Here is a 21,529-nt window from a genome sequence, read left to right as displayed (position 1 = left end):
ATGAGCGATTTGCAACAGGCCGCCGCCACCGGCCCCGATACCGCCGTCCAGGCCGTACCCGCGCCGCGCGGGCGGGTGCGATGGGTGATCTGCGGCCTGCTCTTTGCGGCGGTCGTGCTCAGCTATATCGACCGGCTGGTGCTGGGCGTGCTCAAGCCGCAGCTGACCACGCTCTACGGCTGGACCAATAGCGGCTATGGCGACATCACCGGCTATTTCCAGGTCGCCTACGGGATCGGTTTCCTGCTGTTCGGGTGGCTGATCGACCGGATCGGGCCGCGTGCCGGCTATCTGCTCGCGATGGGCAGCTGGACCGTCGGGCATTTTGCCCAGACGCTGGTCACCTCGACCACCGGCTTCGTGATCGCGCGCATCCCGCTGGCCTTTGGTGAGGCGGGGACCTACCCCTCCGCACTTGCCGCCGCGTCGCAATGGTTTCCGAAGAAAGAGCGCGCGCTCGCCATCGGCATCTTCAACGCCGGTGCCAATGTCGGCGCGGTGGTCACGCCGCTCCTGATCGGCTTCATCGTCGCCGACCTAGTCCTCGACTGGCGCTGGGCGTTCATCATCACCGGGTTGTTCAACCTGGTCTGGCTGGGCGCGTGGTGGCGGCTCTATCACCCGCCGCACGCGCATCCGCGCATCACGCCCGAGGAACGCGCTTGGATCGAGGCGGAGCCGGTCGAAACGACGGGACGCGCGGGCTTCCGTACCGTGCTGCGTCACCGGGAAACCTGGTCCTATATGACCGGGCGGTTCCTGATCGATCCGGTATGGTGGACCTTCCTGTTCTGGCTGCCGGATTTCTTCCATAGCCGTTATGGCTATGACTTGAAGAGCTTCGGCCCGCCGCTGGTCGCCATCTATATCATGGCCGATGTCGGCGCGATCCTGGGCGGCTGGTACTCGTCACGGCTGTTGAAGTCCGGCGTCGAGACGGGCCGCGCCCGCAAGCGCGCGATGTTCGCCTGCGCGCTGTTCGCCCTGCCGGTGATGTTCGCCGCGCAGGCGAGCAGCATCTGGATCGCGGTCGCGATGATCGGCCTGGCCTGCGCCGCGCATCAGGGCTTTTCAACCAACCTCTTCGCTTTGCCGGGCGATCAGTTCCCCCGCTATGCGCAGGGGACGCTGATCGGTCTGGGCGGCTTCGCGGGCGCGACGGGCGGGTTCATCGCCTCCAAGGCGCTGGGCGTGCTGCTCGATCGGGTTGGCAGCTACCAGCCCTTCTTCATCGCCTGCGGCATGGCCTATCTAGTCGCACTGCTGGTCTTCCACATCCTCAACCCGCGCTATCGCGACGTACGGATCGGTGTCGGCTGACCAGGTGGGCGGATGATGATGTGCGGATGGTCGGGGAGACAGGATTCCTGACCTATTTTTTCCGCGCGCTAAGCCATTGATTTTGCGTCGCTGCACAACCCGTCTGTCGGCGAGTTGCACAGTAATGGGTACAAGAAGGGGTACAGCGTGGCAAGGCCATCAAACGGGCTTGTCGACTTGGCGATACCTCAAGCCATAGTCGTGCTTGACGATCTTCGCAGATCGCGGGTCAGCCATAGCTGTGCGACATGTCCCGACGCATTGTTCGAGGCGTGATGCCCGAGCAGGCGAGCGGTAGATCTCGATCATCGTATTCCCCTCGACTTGGCCGATGTTGGGACTTCTCTGCCGTTCCCGCGTACCGTGCCTAACAGCTGCTCTCGCCAAAACCTGCCTCTTGGCGGGCTTGGCAGCTGCGCCGCCAAATTTGCGATCGAAACACACGCTCGCGGATCGCAAACCGACGTTCTGACACGAGCTTTTGACACCAGTGAAGTCGCGAAGAACCGTGCATTGGCATGCCGTGTCAAAACCGTCCGGTTGTGACACTAATGTGTCGCGGACGGGCCAATAATCGACGTGCAGTTGGCGCTATGTAGATTCCTCAGCCACCTTCCAATAGGCTTTTCTCTTAAGACTTTGAAAGGACGAAATGTTACATCCAAACGGCCTGATAGCTAAGATCTCTTGCTTTTTTAATCGTTGCATCACCTATACCATCAATCGCGATCAGATCGGCGTCACTTGCTGCAACGAGATCACCGACATTTTGGTAGCCGGAGTCGACAAGAAGGCTAAGCTTTCCCGGGGTGAGTCCAAAGGGGTACATATTTCCTTTTTGAATCCAGGAAAGTGGTTTCTCCAAAATTCCAAGCGTATCGACAGAGGGAAGGTTCGGGAGGTTTACTCCTTCAAACACATCCGAGTTTACATGGATTTCAGTTGCATCAAGTCGGGCTGATCGCCAGTCGTTCATCATATCAAACGTCATACGTTTTCCGGAGACTTGCTCTAACAAGCTACATAGATTAACGGAATATACGGGCCCTCTCCCACCTGATTTTAGCGCCCTAGATGCATCTCGTTTGCCAATAAACCCAAGATATTCTAGTATCTCAAATGGCTTTGCATACTTTGTGACAATTGCCCGATGTATGAGCACGCGTTCTGAAGGCGAGTGACGGCCGGAACTGCTCTTTGATGCCACTTCTATTATTTTATTGAATATATCTGTAGCCGTTTCAATAAACGGTTCATATTGACCTAGCTTAGGAGCAACTTCCTCCATGAGAGGCCAATAGTAATCGGAAGCCATATCTAAAAGGCATGCGTTTAGGTCTGGAACTGAAATCTTATCTTTGTCGGCAAATTTGTTGCAGGCAAGAATGTAGGCTCGCATATTTCCAACCAAAGCGCGAGCTAGGACGCTACTAAACATTTCAAGGGTTAGACGATCGGAAAATGTTGTTCGATCTGCAAGCCTTGGATATCTTTGTCTTAATACTTCTACAAAGTGAATTTCCACCTCGCTGATATCTAGCCGCGCAACATCAATGACCGTTGCATCATTAAATATATCAAATCTAATACCAAACTTTGTGACGCCAGGGTAAATCGACGCTTTACAGGATATAGTGTTGCTTGAGAGAGTTCGAAAAAGGTCGAAAAAGACTTCAAGCGGCTTTTCACGCCCAATATGTGCAGCGTCATCAAAAAGCAAAACTATCCTCTTCCCAACGGCGGCGGATAGCTTAGCCAAGCCACGCTGCAGGTCTGTAAGATTTTCGGCTTTTTCAAAGGCGACGTCAGATTGCCTGATTTTTAGCTCAGACTGAACTTTGTCTGATAAAACTTGACAGAAGTGCTTAATATACTCCTCCCCGTCAGATTGGAGAAGTGGAAGATATCTGAGGCTCAAATAAACAGAAAAGATAGCGTTCTTCTCCGTCATTCTTTTATGAGCAGCTATCAAAAGGGCGCTTTTACCGCTTCCCCGTCCGCCACGGATTAGCACGGGGCCGTGCGCCGAAAGCTTTCTAATGATGCTTTCGTCATAACTAGAAAAAGTGTGATGTGCATCGAATGCATCCAGCGGCCATTCTTCTGCCGCAAGTATCAGACCTGGATCAAAGTTTTCGTCTTGGAAGGCATCGACCATCGCTCTAGATCTCACTGTACAATTGGTAGGCGCGGCCCTTGTCTATTCGGCCATATGATGTTGGAATAAAATGTGAGGTAAAAGCCAAAAGGGAAATGTAGGACTGACAATCATCCAAGGCGACTAACAGGGTATCAGGATCCAACATGGCTTCTGGCGTGAGATAGTCCCAATGAACTCCCTTTGAGAGAAGAGAATACAACCTTGATAACTCAGCCTTTGTCCGGCTTATATATCTATCAGGCTCCATCGTCGCCATCAATGCGGAACGGTCTAAGCCATTGCTATCTATGTAATCCAACGCGCTTACAAAAGCAGGACGCCAAAATAGCTCGTCACAGTAGGGTGAAAACAACGCTCTACTTAGTTTGCTACTTTCAACATCCTTACTCCAGATGTTGGAAACGTCTTCGGCAGGCACAACGTCTGGAGTCCACTTGTATCCGGCCTTAAGCTGTTTTCCGTGATCAAAATTATCTTGAGCTTGGAAGCTCCGAATGGCCATCATTCGAAAAGGGTCAAGCCGACCGGAGAGTATCGCACTTGAGTTTTCTAGAATAACACGAGAACAGAACGCGGCAAACATCGAAGCATCAGGCTGTGTTAAATCAACCCTATACTGAGCAAGCTTCTCGTAAAATCTATTTAGTAGTTCAGTATAATGCGTAATTGTGTCCAATGCCGACCAATCAGCATCGGGTTCTCCGCAAACTAACGTGCCAATGCTCATATGATCGTCGCGCCGCTGTCTTCAAACTAACATTTGGAACTTAAGGTGGAGGTCCTATAGATGAAAAAGCGTGAGCAAACAATCCGGCTAAGCTGGCCGTCGCCCGTCAGGAATGGCGTTGAGACCGATGGAAAGGGCTGGGTCACTAACAGCGGCCCGGATACGTCACGTGCTTAATGAGCTACCAGATGGTGTCACAACCGAGCGGTTGTGACACCTCTTAAACAGCAGCTTTTTGCTTCCTGCAGTTGGAAGCGGCATATCAGCAAGCGGCCCATTTCCGGGCACTCCGCGTTCACCGCTCGGGTAAGCGCTGGGCGTCGGCTTTGGGGAAAAACTGCCGCCCAAGGCGCAGCCGACCAACGGCGCATTGTGGTCGCAAAATGCCTTTCAATTGTGTCACACTGCGATGGCGGGTAACTCGCTTCAGCCCATGGAACGACTGCTTGTAGGAAACCCAGTTGCGAACATAGAATTGATTGCTTGCTGATCGGTCTATTTCTATGTTGGGACGAGCGCAGCGGTCTTGGGGTCATAACTGACGTTCGCGAGAGTCCCGTCCATTATCCGCTCAACAATCTGATCGATGATAGGTAGTGGCACGAGAAACCATTCGCGCGGTCGGACCAACTTGCCGAAACGATCCGGTATCTCGATGTCGAAGCGAACCGTTTCAAGAACACGGTGGATCAATGCTTCCAAGCGAGGTCGATTGATATCGAACAATTTGTAAGTAGCGATCACGTCTACATCATCGAGCAGATAGGTGGCGTCGTTTGAGGCATTAGCGATGCGCGCCTCGACCGATCCACCGGTGATGCCGATCTTGTGGATGAGATCGCGGTGCGCAGCAATGGTCGGGTGCGTCGAACGGCTGCGCAGGACGTAGAGAGTGCCGGTCGGCAGGTGGTCGGGTTCGATCTCGGTCTTCACGGCGCTGTCGAACAGCGGCCCGGCAGTCGGTTCGGTGATCCGGCGGCCGCCCTCATCCTTATATAGCGCGCGTTGGAGCGAGCGGAGAAGCAGGTCGTTTTCGGTGCCGTTGGAATAGACGACGCGCAGGCGGGCATCGGTTTCGCCATTGGGGGCCTCGATCGGTTCGCCTACCTCGGCGACATAGGCGAGTTGGCCGCCGACGACGAAGAATTCGCCCTGCTTGATATCGGCCTTCGACATGCCGAGATCGCGAACGAAAGGCCGCGTGGTGCGGACGCCGACGTCGAGATCGACCTGGACCTGGTCAAAGAGCGGCCTGAACGTCGCGAAATCTTCGCATCGTTTGGCGCTGGCGACCTCCTCGGCGGCCTGGCGATCGGCATTGGAGCGGACGTTGCGCAGCTGGGTGATGTCGTTCGATGCGTCGGACTCAATTCCCAATTCGGCGAGCAGCGCGTTGTCGTCCAGATCGTCGATGGCATCGGTCACCGTCGCGCCGTCCAACAGGCCGTGTACGTCCATATCTGCCAGCAGTTCGCGGCACTCGGCCTGCGCGCGGAGCCGGTCGAGGCGCACCGCGTAGAGCCGCTCAAAGATGTCGCGGCCCTCGCCATGCTGGGGGACGCGGCCGTGTTCGTCATGGAAGCGGACGATATCCTCGAAGCCGGCTATGATCCGTTCCTCGCGCGGGGTGCGGGCGCGGACTTTCTTGGGCGTGAGGTCGAAGCCAAGTTCGGCAAGGATATCGTCGTCGGTCATGTCAGCCATTGGCCGCGGCTCCTGCGGCCTGGGCCTTGGCGCGGAAGCGGGCGAAGGCGGCGACGCCCTCCGCCAGCTGGCGCTCCCACGGGTCTTGTGATGTCGCCTCGGGCGCGCGACCGCGCTCGCGCTTCCACTGGACCGCGCGGATCGCGAAGGCACGCGCCTCTTCTTCGGTCAGCGTGGTCTTTCGCGCCGAGATCGCCGCCTGCACTTGGCGCAGCGTGCCCTCGTTCATCGCCTTGGCGAGGATCGCGTAAGCAGCTTCGAATGGGTTGATCCGGTCGATCAGGTCTATGTCGAGCTCGCGCACGTTCATGAATTTGCGCACACCATCGACGAACGAGGTATTCGCCTTCAGCTCACCCGTGCCGTCGTCAGTCGCCGTCTCGGTGACGATCTTCGCCGCCTGCTGGGTGATGTTGAGCGCGGCGATGGCGTGCTGGCGGATCGCTTCCTGGTCGGTTTCGCTGAGGTCAGGATAGCGGTCGCGGACGATCTTGCCCATGCGGACCTGGGTCAGTTCCTCCGGGACCACCTCGGGATCGAACAGGCCGCGTTCGATAGCCTGCTTGTCCTGGATGAAGCTAGTGATGACCTCATTGATGTCCTCCGCGCAGATCCGCTTGCCCTCGGTCGAGCTGGGCAGCACCAGATCCTTTAGCTCGAAGTGGAACTGGCCGCGTTCGTCGTTGAAGCCGACGTTCGTGCGGCCCTCCTGATACCCATCGGGACCATAGTCGAACCCGTCCTTCGGCCCGACATCCTTCGGCGTGAACTCGAAGCGCGGGGCCAGCACCTGTTCCATCAGCAGGCTGGCCGCGATCGCCTTCAGCGTGTCGTTGACCGCCTCGGCCACCACATCATCGGCAGCGGCCGGTTCGGCGATCAGGTTGGTGAAGCGCGCGACCGTCTTGCCCGGCGCGTCGCGGGTAGCGCGGCCGATGATCTGAATGATCTCGGTCAGGCTGGAACGATAGCCGACCGTCAGCGCATGTTCGCACCATATCCAGTCGAAGCCCTCCTTCGCCATGCCGAGCGCGATGATGACGTCGACATGGTCGCGGTTGCTCCGCGCCTCGGGGCTTTTCAAGGCCGCCGCCACGCGGTCGCGCTTGGCGGGGTCGTCGTCGACCAGATCGGCGACCTTGATCGTCACGCCCGCCGCCGTTTCGATAAGGTGGAAGCCGGTGACCGGATCGGTGCCCTTCCACGTGCCGAGGTGATCCATGATCTCCTCGACCTCGCGATGCTTGTCCTTGGTGCTTTCGCGGCTGTTGACGCTAGGGATGTGGACGATCGTCTTCACCGCCGGGTCGAGCAAGTCGTTGATCTTGTCGATGTAGCGCCCGGTGTAGAAGCTGTACGCGATATCGAGCGTCTTCAGGTAGCGATAGCCGTTGAGCTGCTCGTAATAGGTGTAGGTGACGGTGGTGAACTTCGCCTCGTCCTCCGCCGACAGCACCGCGACCGCGTCGCCGCGGAAATAGCTGCCGGTCATCGCGACCAGATGCACCTTGTCGCGCGCGATCAGCTGGCCCAGCTGCGCGCCCAGCCGGTTCTCCGGGTTCGCCGAGACATGGTGGAACTCGTCCACCGCGATCAGCCGCCCGTCGAACGCCGCGATCCCCAGTTCATCGATCGCGAAGCGGAAGGTGGCGTGGGTGCAGACCAGCACCGTGTCGCCACTACCCAGGAACTCGCCGACCGCCTTCACCTTCGACTTGGCGACCTTCACGTCGTCGGCGCCGGGCGTGTTGCACAGGTTCCAGTGCGGCTTCACCGTCCAGTCGGCCCAGAAGCCGTGCGCCGATAGCGGTTCATCGGCGAAGCTGCCACCGATCGAGCGCTCCGGGACCACGATGATCGCCTGTTTGACGCCCTGATTGTTCAGCTTGTCGAGCGCGATGAACATCAGCGCGCGGGACTTGCCCGAGGCGGGCGGCGACTTGATGAGCAGATATTGCTCGCCGCGATGCGCATAGGCGCGCGCCTGCATCGGCCGCATGCCCAGTTCGTTGGCGCTAGAGGATGCGCCGGTCTGGCCGGTGACGAGGCGCACGGCCGGAATGGGGCGGTGATCGGTCATTCACTTTCCTCATGCGTCACGCCGAATTGCTCGCGCAGAAAATCGGCGGTTTGCTGGTCATAGATTTTGCAGACGACATTCTGGTTGGCGAAAATCCCCGAAAACCATCGGGCTTCGTCGCGATCGAATGTCCTCTTCCAATCTACGCCGACGACATAGGACGCCATGTCGGGATCATCGGCATAGTCGGTCACATATCCGCTGGGCAGCACGTCAGGAAGAAGATCACCGGACGCAAGCCTGAACTCCGTCGCCGGCATCTTGGCGGTCGTCACCAGCCCGTAGCCCAAATAGCCCTTATTCTTCTGGTAATAGAAGATAGGTGCCCCGATTTCGAGCCGGTCCAGTGCATTGCTGTAGCGGCGGCCACCACAGGCGGTGAAGAAGCCGTAGCGGCGCAGCTCTTCCCACGGTCGGTCTTCCTCCGCCCCGCCGGTGACGTAATACAGTCCCGACCACGGCGCCCGCGCCTTCTTGACGGCACGGTCCTTCACTTCTTCCTGGTCGAGCAGGCTGTCGGTGGTCAGCCATTCGTGGCCCTGGTCGCCGAATATATTGAAGAAGCTGGCGTTGATGCCGACGTCATGCTCCTCGGACAGATACTCGATGATCCGCTTGGTCGCCTCATCGACCTCGCTCGCCACCACGATCATCTGGTGCGAGGCGTTCAGCGTTTCTGGCACCGCCTTGCCATAGCGATCGCGGTACAAGTCCGGCAGCGAGCGCCCCATGGCCGCCCGAACCAGATCGTGCACGTCCTTGGTCGTCAGGTGCCGCACCCAGGACGCGTAGTCGAGCACCTGCCCGACGATGTCGCGGGGTGAGCGGTCGCGCTTTAGTTCGATGATGATGAGGTTGCCGTCCTCGTCCATCGCCAGCAGGTCGATGCGCGTGCCGTGATCGGTCGCGACCTGGCGGCCAATGACGAAGCCGTCGACGCCGACAAGGCTGAGGTCGCGCGCCACCCAATCCTCGATTCGGCTTTCCAGATCGAGCGGCTTGCGGCGGCTTTCGACCAGCCCTTGTTCGGTGATGCGGAACAGGCGGGTCATGCGGCTTTCTTGCCCTTCTTCGGTTTCGGCTGGTTCGCCGTCATCTTGGTGTAGAGGTCGAACAGCTTCTCCAGCCGCTCGGTGTCGTTCCGGAATCGGCGGCCGATATAGATGCGCTCCAGCACCTCGTCATTCTCCTCATGCGCACGGCGCAGGTCGTCCGGCATATTCTCCGGGTCGTAGAGGTCGGCGATGGTCGCCGGAAAATGCGCCTCGCGAGCGAGCAGGATGTTCTCGGCGGTGCGGGTGAGGTCGGCCTTGTCCTGTTCGGTGAGCTTGGGGACGGGGAAGGTGTTCCAGCCGAGGGTGTTGGAATAGCGGTATCGGGTTTCCAATTTTCCGCAGACTGTAGCGATCCAGACTAGGTGAATTCGCGAGGCGATCAATGCCATAGTCCAAAGAGGAGCGTCGTAAAGGCCAAATGCTGCATTCGATACGACCGCGCCTTCAGCGAGGGCGCCAACTGGCAGGGCACTTCTATTTTCGCTTGAGTGGATTGGTATGATCAGTGGATAGGTGTTACTTGATTTTCCATGGCGCACCTCAGCAAAGCGATGAGGTGTGCCTGCCTGCTCTCTCGTTTTCGGCTTCGTGCTTCGCCCGCGCGTTGCCGCGACAACGTTAAGCCGCTCGTTTACGAATGGTATTTTAGACGCGCTCTCGAGGCAGTCGTCTTCAATCCAGAGGCAGAAGCGCATCTTGCCGTCAATGTATTCGTCGCTTCCCACATACGGCTTTATATAGTCGCGAGCAGCGACGGGAGCTGCTAAATAATCCGACGTCGAAAGGATTAGCCCGCCACCATCGGCAGGCTTGCTGCCATAATCCATTGGAGGCATCAGGTTAATAGGTCTACTTGACTTATCTACAATAGTGAGTGTGTTAGGAACCAGGTATGGTCCAATCGTTTCAACGGACCTTTCGATACCAGGACCATTCTCCTCGTCTTCGTAGATGACCGTCTTTGTGAATTTTGAAGACAAGCCGACGACTATAACCGTAACCCCTGCATTATTTTTAGCCAGATTCTTCCACTTAAAAGACGTCCTGGCGAAATTTATACGGACATCGCTTGCAAGGGCATGTTTCCAAAATGCTGGAACTTGCTGTCCTTGGCAAATTGAGTTGGTTGTGACGAACGCACATCCGCCAATGTCATGTCGGCACAATTGTATTGCTTTATGAAACCAGCCGAGCACGTAATCGAGCGATTTCCAGTCGGCGGAGCTTCCAGCAAACGCCTCTTGAAGATAAGTTTTTTCACGGTCGCTCATTTCGGACTGGCCGCTGTAGGGAGGGTTCCCGCAGATGTATGTCTCCACTGTGATCCGATCGCCCAGTCCGTTCTCATTCAGCGCCATCCGGCCGGTCGGTCCAGCCAGATCCTGTTCTTCTACCAATATCGCGCCGACCGGCGGACACACTTCCAACCAATCCAGCAGCAATGCATTCCCCACCGTGATCTGCCCCGTCTTGTGCAGCGGCAGCACCATCGCGCGGGCTTCCTGCTGGCTTAGATACAGGCAGTCCGCCTGAAACTCGGCGATCAGCAGCGCGAGGCGGGCGATCTCGGCGGCGAAGCCTTTGATCTCGATGCCGTAGAAGTTGCTCAAGGGGATGACGCTGCGCCGCTCGTCCAGCTTCAGGTTGGCCTCGCCGCCCAGCCGTTCGACGATCACCGCCTCGATCGCGCGCATCTCCTTATAGGCGATGACCAAGAAATTGCCCGATCCGCAGGCCGGGTCGAACACGCGGATATTAGCCAGCCGCCGCCGCAGGTTGCGCAGTTTCTGACGGCTGTGGCCCGCCGCCTCCAGCTGCTCGCGCAAGCCATCGAGGAACAGCGGGTTCAGCACCTTCAGGATGTTGGGTACGCTGGTATAGTGCATGCCCAGCTCGCCACGCTCGCCATCGTCGGCCACCGCCTGGATCATCGAGCCGAAGATGTCCGGGTTGATCTCTTTCCAGTCCAGCTCGCCCGCGCGCAGCAGATACGCGCGCGCGGTGCGGCTGAAGCGTGGGCTCTCGGTCGCCCCGGTGAACAGGCCGCCGTTCACATAAGGAAAGACGTCGGCATAGGGCCGGATGCCCGCCGCGCGGCGATAGCGGTCGTCGAGATTGCCTTCATGCGTGACCGGCGTGTCCATCGCGCGGAACAGTTCGGTCAGTACCTCATGCGTGTTGCCCCATTGCTCCTCGCCGCTGCCGTGCCCGGCATGGCTCATCTGGGTGATGGTGGCGGTAAACTGGTTCTCGCGGAAGATGCCGGTATCCTCGGCGAAGAAGCAGAAGATCAGCCGCGCCATGAACTGGTTCAGCTCGTGCCGCCGCTCCTCGGTCGCCCAGTCCGGGTTGTCCTTCAACAGCTCGACATACAGCTTGTTGAGCCGCCCCGTCGCCTTGACGTCGATGGGATTGTTCTTGATCTCCTTGACCGTGGAGATGCCAGCCAGCGGCAGGAAGGTCGCGAAGTGACGCGGCAGGTCGGCGTAGGAACAGGCGATGACGTCGCCGCCGACCAGATCCTCGGCCTCGACCGTCTCGCCATCGGTGGCGAGGAGGAACTTGGCCTTGGCGCTGGTGGTCTTGGGGCTGGCGCGCAAGGTGGCGAGCGTCGCGCCGACCTGTCCGGCGGACGCGATGCCGATATGGATGTTGTTACGCTGCAGGACGCCGCCGACGTCCGACTGGTTGGTGCCGTTCTTCGTCGCGCGCAGGCGGTCGACCGTTGCCTTCTTGGCGCCGAACGCGGTGATGAACTGGAACGGGAATTCGGCGGCGTCGAACGGCTGTTGGACGAGGTCGGATACGGCTTCTTCGATTTCGACGGCGTTCATTCGGTTCGTCAGATCCAACAGGCTGGCCCGCATCGGCGGGACTGATTCATCCGGCGGACGATAGGATAGGTCAGTGCGATAGTCATCGCCTGTCATTGCGGCCAATTCGGATTGATGCACCGATCCCCATAGCGCGAGTGCGCTCGTCCCTGCTCACCGATTCTCCGCTAGACTCCGAAAGGTGATCGACCAGCGCGGCCGTTCCATCGGTGCGATGCTGTGTTCCCATTCATGCCGAGCAGGTCCGCTCATGTGATAGCCGCCCCGCGGTTCGAGCGGCAACGACGCGCGGTCGAAGCCGCCGGCTCGCCGCCGCCGGAAGCGCATCGTCGCCGGTTCGCCGAGGGAGATGCCGAGGACATGGCCGTAGATCGGCCGGTCGCGATGCCAGCCGATCCCGGCGCCCGGGTCGTAGCGAATGAGCAGCGCCTGGATCAGTGCTTCGGGCGGGAGCCCGGCGAAATTGGCGGCCCTGTCGCGAATGGGGAGAAGCCAGTCCGGCATCGGTGGCGCATCCTTCGGGCGCCCGACCTCGAAGTCGTAACTCCATCCGAAGGACGTTGTCAGCCGCTTGCCTGTCCAGCCCTGAAAGCGGAACGGCTCGAGGTGGGTCGCGTCGATCCGCTCGATCAGCATGCGCTCCTCGTCCGCGGCAGTCAGGTTCGCCCGCGTGGCGAGCCCCGGCAGGAGCGGCGCGTCAAAGAGGTCAAGCATCACGCCGCCGCCTCCGCGAAAATCGGCAATTCGGTCGGTGTCGCTGCCCCAGCCTCGACGAAGTTCGATACCGTTACGCCGACCAGACGTATCCCCTTCTGGGTCGGCAGAACCGACCGGATCAGGTCGAGCGCGGCGTGGTGGAGGCCTTCGCGACTGGTGACCGCCACGGTCTGGCTGCGGCGTCGGGTGATCTGATGGAAGTCGGCGTATTTGACCTTCACCGTGACGGTGCGGCCGAAGGCTTGCCGTCCCTCGCACCAGTCCCAGACATCATCCGCCATCTTGAGCACGCCGGCCTCGATCTCGGCGGGTTCCGTCAGGTCGCGGTTGAACGTCGTTTCCGACCCCGACGACTTGCGCACGCGGTTCGGATTGACGGGACGGTCGTCTTCCCCGCGCGCTATGGCGTGATACCAATCGGCGGAACTGCCAAAATGCTGCTGCAGGAACGCCAGCGACTTGGCGCGCAGATCGGCCCCGGTCTCGATCCCCAGCCGCTTCATCTTTTCCGCCGTCACCGGTCCGACGCCGTGGAAGCGGCTGACGGGCAGCGTCTCGACCCAGGCGGCGCCCATGTCCGGCGTGACGGCGAACTGGCCATTCGGCTTGCGATGATCCGAGGCGAGCTTGGCTAGGAACTTGTTGTACGAAATACCCGCCGACGCGGTCAGGCCGGTCTCCACCAGAATATCGGCGCGAATCGCCTTGGCAGTCAGCCATGCGGTTTCCAGGCCACGCTTGTTCGCGGTGACGTCGAGATAGGCCTCGTCGAGCGACAAGGGCTGGATCAGGTCGGTGTAGCGCGCGAACACCTCATGGATCTGGCGCGAGACGTCGCGGTACACCTCGAAGCGGGGCGGCACGAAGATCAGGTCGGGACAGCGGCGCAGCGCGGTGACTGAGGGCAAAGCAGAGCGAACGCCGAACGTGCGCGCCTCGTAGCTGGCCGCCGCCACCACGCCCCGTGCCGCGGCATGACCGACCGCAACCGGCTTGCCGCGCAGCGACGGATCGTCACGCTGCTCCACCGACGCGAAGAAGGCGTCCATGTCGACGTGAATGATCTTACGCACCGCCATGCGCACCTTTTAACGCATGCAGAACAGGATGTGAACATATTGTGCAAAAACGTCGGAAACCCGTCGCTTATCCCACCTGCCCATCTCTTGGCGTAGATCCGAGCACGACGCCGTTCGAGCGATGCCGCGAACGTCGCCGACGCATCAGCTGGATGATCACCGCCGTGCGAAGAGGTCCATATTCGCATCGCCCCAAGCCTTCAGCGCCGCGATGATCGGCGACAGGGATCGACCACGATCGGACAGGCTGTATTCGACACGCGGCGGCACCTGGGCGAAGACCTCACGCTCGATCAGGCCATCGGCCTCCAGCTCGCGCAGCTGGTTGGTCAGCATGCGCGGCGTCACATCACCAGCGCGGCGGCGCAGTTCGTTGAAGCGCGTGCGTCCGTCCTGCAGATGGTAGAGGATCACCGCCTTCCACTTGCCGTCGATCAGGCTCACCGCCGCCTCGACGGCGCAACCCGGGGCACAATCGAGGCGGGAGTGACGGGCTTTCGCCATCAGGGCGGTATCCTTTTCGACACTATGAGCGTTTTTTGTGCCTACGACATAAGCTGACACCGTCCCTATCTCGCGTGTGTCAGCAAAAGGAGCAAGACCCATGCGCGCCATAGCCTATCGCCAGCCCGGCCCGATTGACCGGGACGAAGCCCTTGTCGAGGTCAAACTGCCACGACCCGTTCCGACCGGGCGCGACATTCTGGTCGCGGTTCGGGCCATCTCGGTGAACCCCGTCGACGCGAAGGTTCGCACTGGCGCCGCGCCATTCGACGGACGTGACGAGCGCATTCTCGGCTGGGATGCGGCGGGCTTGGTCGAGGCGGTCGGCCCAGAGGCCACCCGCTTCAAGGTGGGTGACGAGGTCTTCTATGCGGGCGACCTGATGCGCGACGGCAGTAATGCCGAATATCAGCTAGTTGACGAGCGGATGGTCGGCCATCGCCCCCGCAGCATCGGCTTCGCAGAGGCGGCGGCGCTGCCGCTAACGGCCATCACGGCTTGGGAAACTCTGTTCGACCGGTTGAAGGTCGACGACCAACCGGCTGGCGGCGCCCGTGCCATCCTGATCATCGGCGGCGCGGGTGGTGTCGGTTCCGCGGCGATCCAGATCGCGCGTGCTCGGACCGACCTGACCGTGATCGCCACCGCCTCGCGCGCCGAGACGCAGGACTGGGTGCGCGACCTAGGCGCGCATCATGTCATCGATCATTCCCGGCCGATGGCACCGCAGATCGCCGCGCTGGAGATCGGTGCGCCCGCCTTCGTCTTCTCGACCACCCATACCGATCGCCATCTGGCCGATATCGCCGAGCTGATCGCGCCGCAGGGGCGCTTCGCGCTGATCGACGATCCCGCCAGCCTCGACATCGTCGACTTCAAGCGCAAGGCGGTGTCGGTCCATTGGGAATTGATGTTCACACGGTCGCTCTTCGACACACCGGACGTCGGCGAGCAGGGTCGCCTGTTGGACGCGGTGGCCGAATTGGTGGACGAAGGGCGCATTCGCACCACGGCCACCGACACGCTGTCACCGATCAATGCCGCCAACCTGATCGAGGCGCACCGCCGCATCGAGAGCACCACCACGCGGGGCAAGATCGTCCTGGAAGGCTGGGACAGCCCGCAGGCGTAATCTCGACGCGGGTTCCTACGAAATGCGCGTGCGGGCGGGTCAGGCGAATGCCAGCTTGCCCGCGACGATCGCCATGGCATGGTCGACGAAGCGCCCCTTCTCGCCGACCGGTGCGACGTAACGAAGTGCCTCGCGGGCCAGTTCGGGCTCGCCTCCGCGCGCGATCAGCCATGCGGCAAGATAGGGCGCGGCAAGACAACCGCCCGCCGTCGCGACGTTGCCATGAGCAGCGAACGGTGCGTCGATGACCGAGACACCGGCCTCCATCACCCATGGCTTGGTGGTGAGGTCGGTGCAGGCGGGCAGATCGCCAATCAGGCCGAGTTTGGCCAGCAGCAGCGTCCCCGAGCATTGCGCCGCGATCAACTGCCGCGTTGGATCGAGGCGAAGCCGGGCGAGCATCGCCGGATCGGTGGCAATCTGCCGCGTGCGGACACCGCTGCCGATCAGCACCGCATCCGCTTCCTCGAGGAATGCGAGCGGCCGTTGGCGATGGACGGTGACGCCGTTCAACGACGTCACCGTTTCGGTCAGGGCGGTAATATGCGCAGCCCAGCCATGCGGGCGCAGCCGGTTGATGATCGCGGCGGCGACGAACGAATCCAGTTCGTTGAAGCCGTCGAAGGTCAGGACCGCGACCTGCATCACCCTTGCGCCCGTCCGGAGAATAGCGTCCGCGTCGCGCCCGCGACCCACACTTGGCCAGCCTCGTCCTGCGAGACATGGATACGCCCGCTCCGCCCGAGGCGCGTACCCTGGGCGGCGAGATAGCTGCCGCTGGCCCGACCGCTGGCGAACAGCCACTGGCCGACGGATGCGTTGAGGCTGCCGGTCACCGGGTCCTCGATCAGCCCGCCATGCGCGTCGGTGAAGAGCGCGCGCAGTTCGAACGCGACCTCGCTGCCGGGCGCGTGCGGCCCGACGATGCCGATGTCGATATGCTCGGGGTGGTACCGCGCCGGTTCGACCGCCAGCACCGCCTCCGCCGACTCCAGCATGACCGCGATCCAGCCGGGGCCATTGTCCGCCCAGGCGGCATCGACGATTGCCGCACGGTCGATCCGCAGCAGATCGGCGACCTGGGTGATCTCCGCCTCGGTTGGCGTGCCGCCGCGCAGCAATGGCGGGGCGGCAAAAGCAAGCTGGTCGCCATCGCGCCGGATCGTCACCAGCCCGACACCGCATTCCTGCATGATCACGCCGTCCTGCTTCGGCTGCCCGCCCGCTTCCGCCCACGCATGGGCGCTGCCCAAGGTCGGGTGCCCGGCGAACGGCAGTTCGTGCGCCATGGTGAAGATGCGGACGCGATAGTCGGCCGATGGATCGGTCGGCGGCAGCAGGAAGGTCGTCTCCGAAAAGTTCAGCCAGCTTGCGATCGCCTGCATCTCGTCCGTCGTCAGGCGATCGGCATCGGCGATGACGGCCAAGGGATTGCCGGTCAGCGGATCGGTGCCGAATACGTCGACGAGGCGAAAGGGGCGGGTCACGGTCATCTCCTGTTGATGTTGGCTCGTCCTATCGCGCGACGACTGGCGCCGACAGATACACATCGGTACGATCGTGCCGAACTGTATTGGTGAGATTGGCAGTACGATGGCGAGCGCGCCCGACGAAACCCGCACCGGCATGGTGGTCCGTGCGATCCGCGACCGGATCGATGCCCGCGCGCTGACGCCGGGCGCACGGCTGCCGTCGATCCGCGCCATGGCCGAGACGAGCGGCGTCGCGCGCTCGACGGTGGTCGAGGCCTATGATCGCCTCGCGGCCGAGGGCGTCATTCGCTCGCGACCGGGATCAGGGTTCTATGTCGCGGCGCCCTTGGCCCCGCTGACGCTGGATCGGCTGGCCAGTACGAAGGAGCGCGAGGTCGATCCGCTCTGGATGCTGCGCCAGTCGCTGGGTGAGCGGCGCCATGAATTGATGCCGGGATGCGGCTGGTTGCCCGACGACTGGATGGCGGGCGATGCCCTTCGCAAGGCGATGCGTGGGGCGGCGCGATCCGACGAGAACGGCACCCTGGCGGGCTATGCCTCCCCCTTGGGTTCGCCACCGCTCAGGGCATTGTTGGCGAGGCGGATGGCGGATCAAGGCATCGAAGCCGGCCCCGAACAGATCCTGCTGACCGACAGCGGCACCCATGCGCTCGATCTGGTGTGCCGCTTCCTGCTTCAGCCGGGCGATACCGTGCTGGTCGACGACCCGTGCTATTTCAACTTTCTAGCGCTTCTGCGGGCGCACCGGGCAACGGTGGTGGGCGTACCGATGACGCCGATCGGTCCAGACGTCGCCGCCTTCGCCGAGGCCGCCGCGACGCGTCGGCCGCGCTTCTACCTGACCAACTCAGGCGTCCATAACCCGACCGGCGCGTCGCTCGCGGCCACTACCGCGCACCGGCTGCTCAAGATCGCTGAGGCCCATGACATGGTCGTCGTCGAGGACGATATCTTCGCCGACTTCGAGCACACGCCGTCGCCACGATTGGCCGCCTTCGACGGGCTCGACCGGACGATCCGCATCGGCAGCTTCTCCAAGTCGCTGTCGGCGGCGGTGCGCTGTGGCCATATCGCGGCCCGACCCGACTGGATCGAAGGGTTGGCCGACCTACGCATCGCGACGTCGATGGCGGGCAGTCCGCTCGCCGCCAACCTGCTGCACGCGGTGCTGACCGATGGCAGCTATCGGCGTCATGTCGACGGTGTCCGGACCCGGCTGGCCCGGGCCACGGCGCGGGTGGCGAAACGCCTGCGGGCCATCGGGATCGAGCCGTGGACCGATCCGGCGGCGGGCATCTTCCTCTGGGCGCGACTGCCGGACGGCGTCGATGCCGTTGAGCTTGCCCGGCGAGCGATCACGCAAGGTATCGTGCTCGCACCGGGGCCGGTGTTCAGTCCCAACGGAGGCTGGCGGGATCACATGCGCTTCAACGTCGCCATGAGCGACGACGATCGGCTGTACGCTTTCCTGGAAAAGGCCGTGTCGCACCCGCTACTCGAACCGGCTGGCTAGGCGCTCGACCAGGAAGTCGACGAACACCCGCACCCGTGCTGGCGTGGTTGAGCCGCCGACGAAGACCGCGTGGATCAGCTCGACGTCGCCCGGATTATAGTCCTCCAGCAATGGCACGAGCCGCCCGTCCGCGATCTCAGCCGCGACGCTGAAGCGGCCGACCCGGGTGACGCCGACCCCGGCAGCGGCGAGATGACCCAGCGTCTCACCATTGTTGGCGACGATCCCGCCCTCGACGGACAGCGCGAAGTCCCGGCCGTCGCGGCGGAACGGCCAGGTCGGCTCGGCGCGGCGGAAGTTGAAGTTGAGGCAGTTGTGGGCGTGCAGGTCCTCCGGAACCTTGGGCGTGCCGGCCCGGGCGAGATAGTCCGGTGAGGCGACAATCACCCGCCCGCCTTCGGACAATTTGCGCGCGGTGAGCCCGCTGTCCGCGAGCGGGCCGAACCGGACGGCGACATCGGCCTGCCCGCCGGCCACATCGACCAGCGTGTCGGTCAGCGCCACGTCGATCAGGATATGCGGATAGGCGCGGGCGAAGTCGCCGAGCAGCGGCACGACGCACAACCGGCCATGCGCCAGCGCCGCACTGATCCGCAGCCGTCCGCGTGGTGCGCCCTGGTCGGCGATCTGCTGCTCGACATCGTCGAGATCGGCGAGGATGCGGCGGGCGGCGAGCAGATAGGCTTGCCCCTCGGCGGTGAGCGTCAGCGCGCGGGTGGAGCGGAGCAGCAGCCGGACGCCCAGTCGCGCCTCGATCCGGTCGATCGCGCGCGCCACCGCCGAGGGCGTCAGCCCGAGCGTGCGGCCGGCGGCGGAGAAGCTGCCTTGCTCCACCACGCTCGCGAACAGGGCGAGTGACCGGGCGCGATCGTCATTGCCTATCACCTTTGCGTCCAAGGCATAGATCCTTTGCACCGGCGGGTAGTTCCGCCGCACTGCTTCACCGTCCATCTATGCGCCTGACGAATGACATTCGCAAAGGAGGTGTCATGGAATATCGCCAATTGGGATCGTCCGGCCTGCGCGTTCCGGCGCTGTCGTTCGGCGCGGGGACCTTCGGCGGCAAGGGACCGCTGTTCAGCGCGTGGGGCACAAGCGACGCCGCCGAGGCGCGGCGGCTGGTCGATATCTGCCTCGACGCGGGGGTGACGCTGTTCGATACCGCCGACGTCTATTCGGATGGCGCGTCGGAACAGGTGCTGGGCGAAGCGATCAAGGGTCGCCGCGATGCCGTTCTGATATCGACCAAGACCGGCCTGCCGATGGGTGACGGTCCGCAGGACTGGGGCGCGTCGCGGGCGCGGCTGATCGGTGCGGTCGAGGCGGCGCTCCGGCGGCTCGGCACCGACCGGATCGACCTGCTCCAGCTTCACGCCTTCGATGCGTCAACGCCGACCGAGGAGGTGATGGGTACGCTCGACCGGCTGATCGCCGACGGCAAGGTCCGCTATGCGGGCGTCTCCAACTATCCCGGCTGGCAGATCATGAAGGCGCAAGCGCTGGCCGATCGCCATGGCTGGCCGCGCCTCGTCGCGCATCAAGTCTATTACTCGCTAATCGGCCGTGCGTACGAATGGGATCTGATGCCGCTGGCGGCGGATCAGGGGGTTGGCTCGCTGGTGTGGAGCCCGCTCGGCTGGGGCCGGCTGACCGGCAAGATCGGGCGCGGACGGCCGATCCCGGCGGGGAGCCGGTTGCACGAAACCGCGCAGTTCGCGCCGCCGGTCGAGGACGAGCATCTCTACCGCGTCGTCGACGCGCTGGAGGCGGTGGCGGCCGAGGTGGGCAAGACCGTGCCTCAGGTCGCGATCAACTGGCTGCTGCGACGTCCGACGGTATCGTCGGTCATCATCGGCGCGCGCGACGAGGCGCAGCTGCGCGACAATCTCGGTGCGGTCGGCTGGGCGTTGTCGCCCGAGCAAGTGGCGGCGCTCGACGCCGCGAGCGACGTGCTGCCGCCCTATCCACACACCCCATACCGGCAGCAGGAGGGTTTCGCCCGCCTTGCGCCGCCGATGGTTTGAGGGAGCCACGATCATGAAGTTCAACCTCGGATTGCTCGCGCTGGCGGTCGGCGCCTTCGGCATCGGCGTGACCGAGTTTGCGCCGATGGGCATGTTGCCGGTGATCGCGGCCGACCTGCACGTGTCGATCCCCGCCGCCGGGCTGCTGGTCAGCGCCTATGCGATGGGCGTGCTGATCGGCGCACCGCTGATGACGCTCACCACCGGGCGGATCGACCGGCGGACATTGCTGATCGCGTTGATGGGCATCTTCACGCTTGGCAACGCGCTGTCTGCCGCGGCGGGCGGATACTGGATGCTGATGGCGGCGCGCGTCGTCACCTCGTTCAACCATGGCGCGTTCTTCGGCGTGGGGTCGGTGGTCGCCGCCAGCCTCGTGCCGCCGGACAAGCGCGCGGGCGCGGTGGCGGCGATGTTCACCGGGCTGACCGTCGCCACGATCGGCGGCGTGCCAGCGGCGACCTGGGTCAGCGAGGCGATCGGCTGGCGCACCGCCTTTGCCGGGATCGCCGGCGTTGGCGCGATCGCGATGGTGGCGCTACGCCTCGCGCTGCCACCGCTGCCCGCGGCCGAGGGCGGCGACATGCGCGCCGAACTGCGGGTGCTGACGCGCAAGCCGGTGCTGGCGGCACTAGCGCTGACCGTGGTGGGGGCGAGCGCCATGTTCACCGTCTTCACCTATATCGTCCCAATCCTGCGGGATGAGACGCACGCATCGACCGGGTTCGTGACGGCGATGCTGATGCTCTACGGCATAGGGCTGACGATCGGGAACACGCTGGGCGGGCGGCTGGCCGATCGGTCGATCGAGCGGACCTTGATCGGCAGCTTCGCGGTGCTCGCCACGGTGCTCGTCGTGTTTGCGGGGGTGATGCAATGGCCATGGCCCGCCGCCGTCGCGATCCTGATCTGGGGCATCGCCAGCTTCGCGATCGTCCCGCCCTTGCAGATGCGGGTGATGGATGCGGCCTCCGACGCGCCGAACCTCGCCTCCGCGATGAATATCGGCGCGTTCAACCTCGGCAATGCCTTTGGCGCGGCGCTGGGCGGGGGCGTGATCGGTGCCGGGCTTGGACTTCCGGTCGTGTCGCTCGCCGGTGCGGCGATGGCGGCAGCCGCGCTCGTGATGCTGCTGGCGCTCCGGCGTCAGCCGAGCGCCAAAGCCTGCCCGACCTGACGGGCGGGG

General features: G+C 62.5%; 17 protein-coding genes. 5 read left to right on the top strand and 12 right to left on the bottom strand.

What is annotated here, in order from left to right; genetic code table 11:
* Positions 1-1,320, top strand: coding sequence for an MFS transporter (locus ACQHGV_RS07915; protein WP_440980078.1), 1,320 nt, complete (start codon positions 1-3; stop codon positions 1,318-1,320).
* 655 nt (positions 1,321-1,975) lie between these two features.
* Here ACQHGV_RS07915 and ACQHGV_RS07910 read toward each other — a convergent pair.
* The 9 genes from ACQHGV_RS07910 to ACQHGV_RS07870 all read right to left on the bottom strand — a co-directional run bounded on the left by ACQHGV_RS07910 (position 1,976) and on the right by ACQHGV_RS07870 (position 14,181).
* Positions 1,976-3,478: an ATP-binding protein gene (locus ACQHGV_RS07910; RefSeq protein ID WP_440980077.1), complete on the bottom strand. Its 1,503-nt coding sequence runs from the start codon at positions 3,476-3,478 to the stop codon at positions 1,976-1,978.
* Positions 3,479-3,482: 4 nt separating this feature from the next.
* Positions 3,483-4,208 carry a hypothetical protein gene (locus ACQHGV_RS07905; RefSeq protein WP_440980076.1) on the bottom strand — a complete coding sequence of 242 codons (726 nt, stop codon included), beginning with the start codon at positions 4,206-4,208 and terminating at the stop codon, positions 3,483-3,485.
* A gap of 501 nt (positions 4,209-4,709) precedes the next feature.
* Positions 4,710-5,903, bottom strand: a complete 1,194-nt coding sequence (locus ACQHGV_RS07900) for a GIY-YIG nuclease family protein (RefSeq protein ID WP_440980075.1) — start codon at positions 5,901-5,903, stop codon at positions 4,710-4,712.
* Position 5,904: 1 nt separating this feature from the next.
* Positions 5,905-7,992: a DEAD/DEAH box helicase gene (locus ACQHGV_RS07895; RefSeq protein WP_440980074.1), complete on the bottom strand. Its 2,088-nt coding sequence runs from the start codon at positions 7,990-7,992 to the stop codon at positions 5,905-5,907.
* The gene (locus ACQHGV_RS07890; RefSeq protein WP_440980073.1) at positions 7,989-9,044 is read right to left on the bottom strand and encodes an endonuclease NucS domain-containing protein; all 1,056 of its coding nucleotides are present in this window, start codon (positions 9,042-9,044) and stop codon (positions 7,989-7,991) included. The genes ACQHGV_RS07895 and ACQHGV_RS07890 overlap by 4 nt, the downstream gene beginning before the upstream one ends.
* Positions 9,041-11,914 carry a class I SAM-dependent DNA methyltransferase gene (locus ACQHGV_RS07885; protein WP_440980072.1) on the bottom strand — a complete coding sequence of 958 codons (2,874 nt, stop codon included), beginning with the start codon at positions 11,912-11,914 and terminating at the stop codon, positions 9,041-9,043. The genes ACQHGV_RS07890 and ACQHGV_RS07885 overlap by 4 nt, the downstream gene beginning before the upstream one ends.
* A gap of 120 nt (positions 11,915-12,034) precedes the next feature.
* The gene (locus ACQHGV_RS07880) at positions 12,035-12,595 is read right to left on the bottom strand and encodes an alpha-ketoglutarate-dependent dioxygenase AlkB (protein ID WP_440980071.1); all 561 of its coding nucleotides are present in this window, start codon (positions 12,593-12,595) and stop codon (positions 12,035-12,037) included.
* A complete protein-coding gene (gene dinB / locus ACQHGV_RS07875; protein ID WP_440980070.1) occupies positions 12,595-13,677 on the bottom strand; it encodes a DNA polymerase IV in 1,083 nt (360 codons plus the stop codon). Before dinB ends, ACQHGV_RS07880 begins: the two co-directional genes overlap by 1 nt.
* A 156-nt stretch (positions 13,678-13,833) precedes the next feature.
* Positions 13,834-14,181: a winged helix-turn-helix transcriptional regulator gene (locus ACQHGV_RS07870; protein WP_042490832.1), complete on the bottom strand. Its 348-nt coding sequence runs from the start codon at positions 14,179-14,181 to the stop codon at positions 13,834-13,836.
* 100 nt (positions 14,182-14,281) lie between these two features.
* Here ACQHGV_RS07870 and ACQHGV_RS07865 point away from each other — a divergent pair, with 100 nt between their 5' ends.
* Positions 14,282-15,313 (top strand): zinc-binding alcohol dehydrogenase family protein, encoded by a 1,032-nt coding sequence (locus ACQHGV_RS07865; RefSeq protein ID WP_440980069.1) that lies wholly within the window; start codon positions 14,282-14,284, stop codon positions 15,311-15,313.
* Positions 15,314-15,352: 39 nt separating this feature from the next.
* Here the strand turns inward: ACQHGV_RS07865 and ACQHGV_RS07860 are convergent, their stop codons facing one another.
* Together ACQHGV_RS07860 and ACQHGV_RS07855 are read right to left on the bottom strand one after the other, a co-directional pair.
* Positions 15,353-15,958: a DJ-1/PfpI family protein gene (locus ACQHGV_RS07860; protein WP_440980169.1), complete on the bottom strand. Its 606-nt coding sequence runs from the start codon at positions 15,956-15,958 to the stop codon at positions 15,353-15,355.
* Entirely contained in the window at positions 15,958-16,800 is an 843-nt protein-coding gene (locus tag ACQHGV_RS07855; RefSeq protein ID WP_440980068.1) for a PhzF family phenazine biosynthesis protein, read from the bottom strand. Before ACQHGV_RS07855 ends, ACQHGV_RS07860 begins: the two co-directional genes overlap by 1 nt.
* 106 nt (positions 16,801-16,906) lie before the next feature.
* Here ACQHGV_RS07855 and ACQHGV_RS07850 point away from each other — a divergent pair, with 106 nt between their 5' ends.
* Entirely contained in the window at positions 16,907-18,319 is a 1,413-nt protein-coding gene (locus ACQHGV_RS07850; RefSeq protein WP_440980067.1) for a PLP-dependent aminotransferase family protein, read from the top strand.
* Here the strand turns inward: ACQHGV_RS07850 and ACQHGV_RS07845 are convergent.
* On the bottom strand, positions 18,299-19,216 hold the full coding sequence (locus ACQHGV_RS07845; protein WP_440980066.1) for a LysR family transcriptional regulator: 918 nt from the start codon (positions 19,214-19,216) through the stop codon (positions 18,299-18,301). The two genes, ACQHGV_RS07850 and ACQHGV_RS07845, sit on opposite strands and share 21 nt — an antisense overlap.
* Before the next feature lie 92 nt (positions 19,217-19,308).
* Here ACQHGV_RS07845 and ACQHGV_RS07840 point away from each other — a divergent pair, with 92 nt between their 5' ends.
* The gene (locus tag ACQHGV_RS07840) at positions 19,309-20,343 is read left to right on the top strand and encodes an aldo/keto reductase (protein WP_440980065.1); all 1,035 of its coding nucleotides are present in this window, start codon (positions 19,309-19,311) and stop codon (positions 20,341-20,343) included.
* A 13-nt stretch (positions 20,344-20,356) separates the two neighbouring features.
* The gene (locus ACQHGV_RS07835; RefSeq protein WP_440980064.1) at positions 20,357-21,520 is read left to right on the top strand and encodes an MFS transporter; all 1,164 of its coding nucleotides are present in this window, start codon (positions 20,357-20,359) and stop codon (positions 21,518-21,520) included.
* Positions 21,521-21,529: the final 9 nt, after the last annotated feature.

It is taken from the genome of Sphingomonas pseudosanguinis (genome assembly GCF_052056765.1).
Classification (GTDB): Bacteria; Pseudomonadota; Alphaproteobacteria; order Sphingomonadales; family Sphingomonadaceae; genus Sphingomonas; species Sphingomonas pseudosanguinis.
This window is presented reverse-complemented; position numbering and strand designations above follow the sequence as displayed.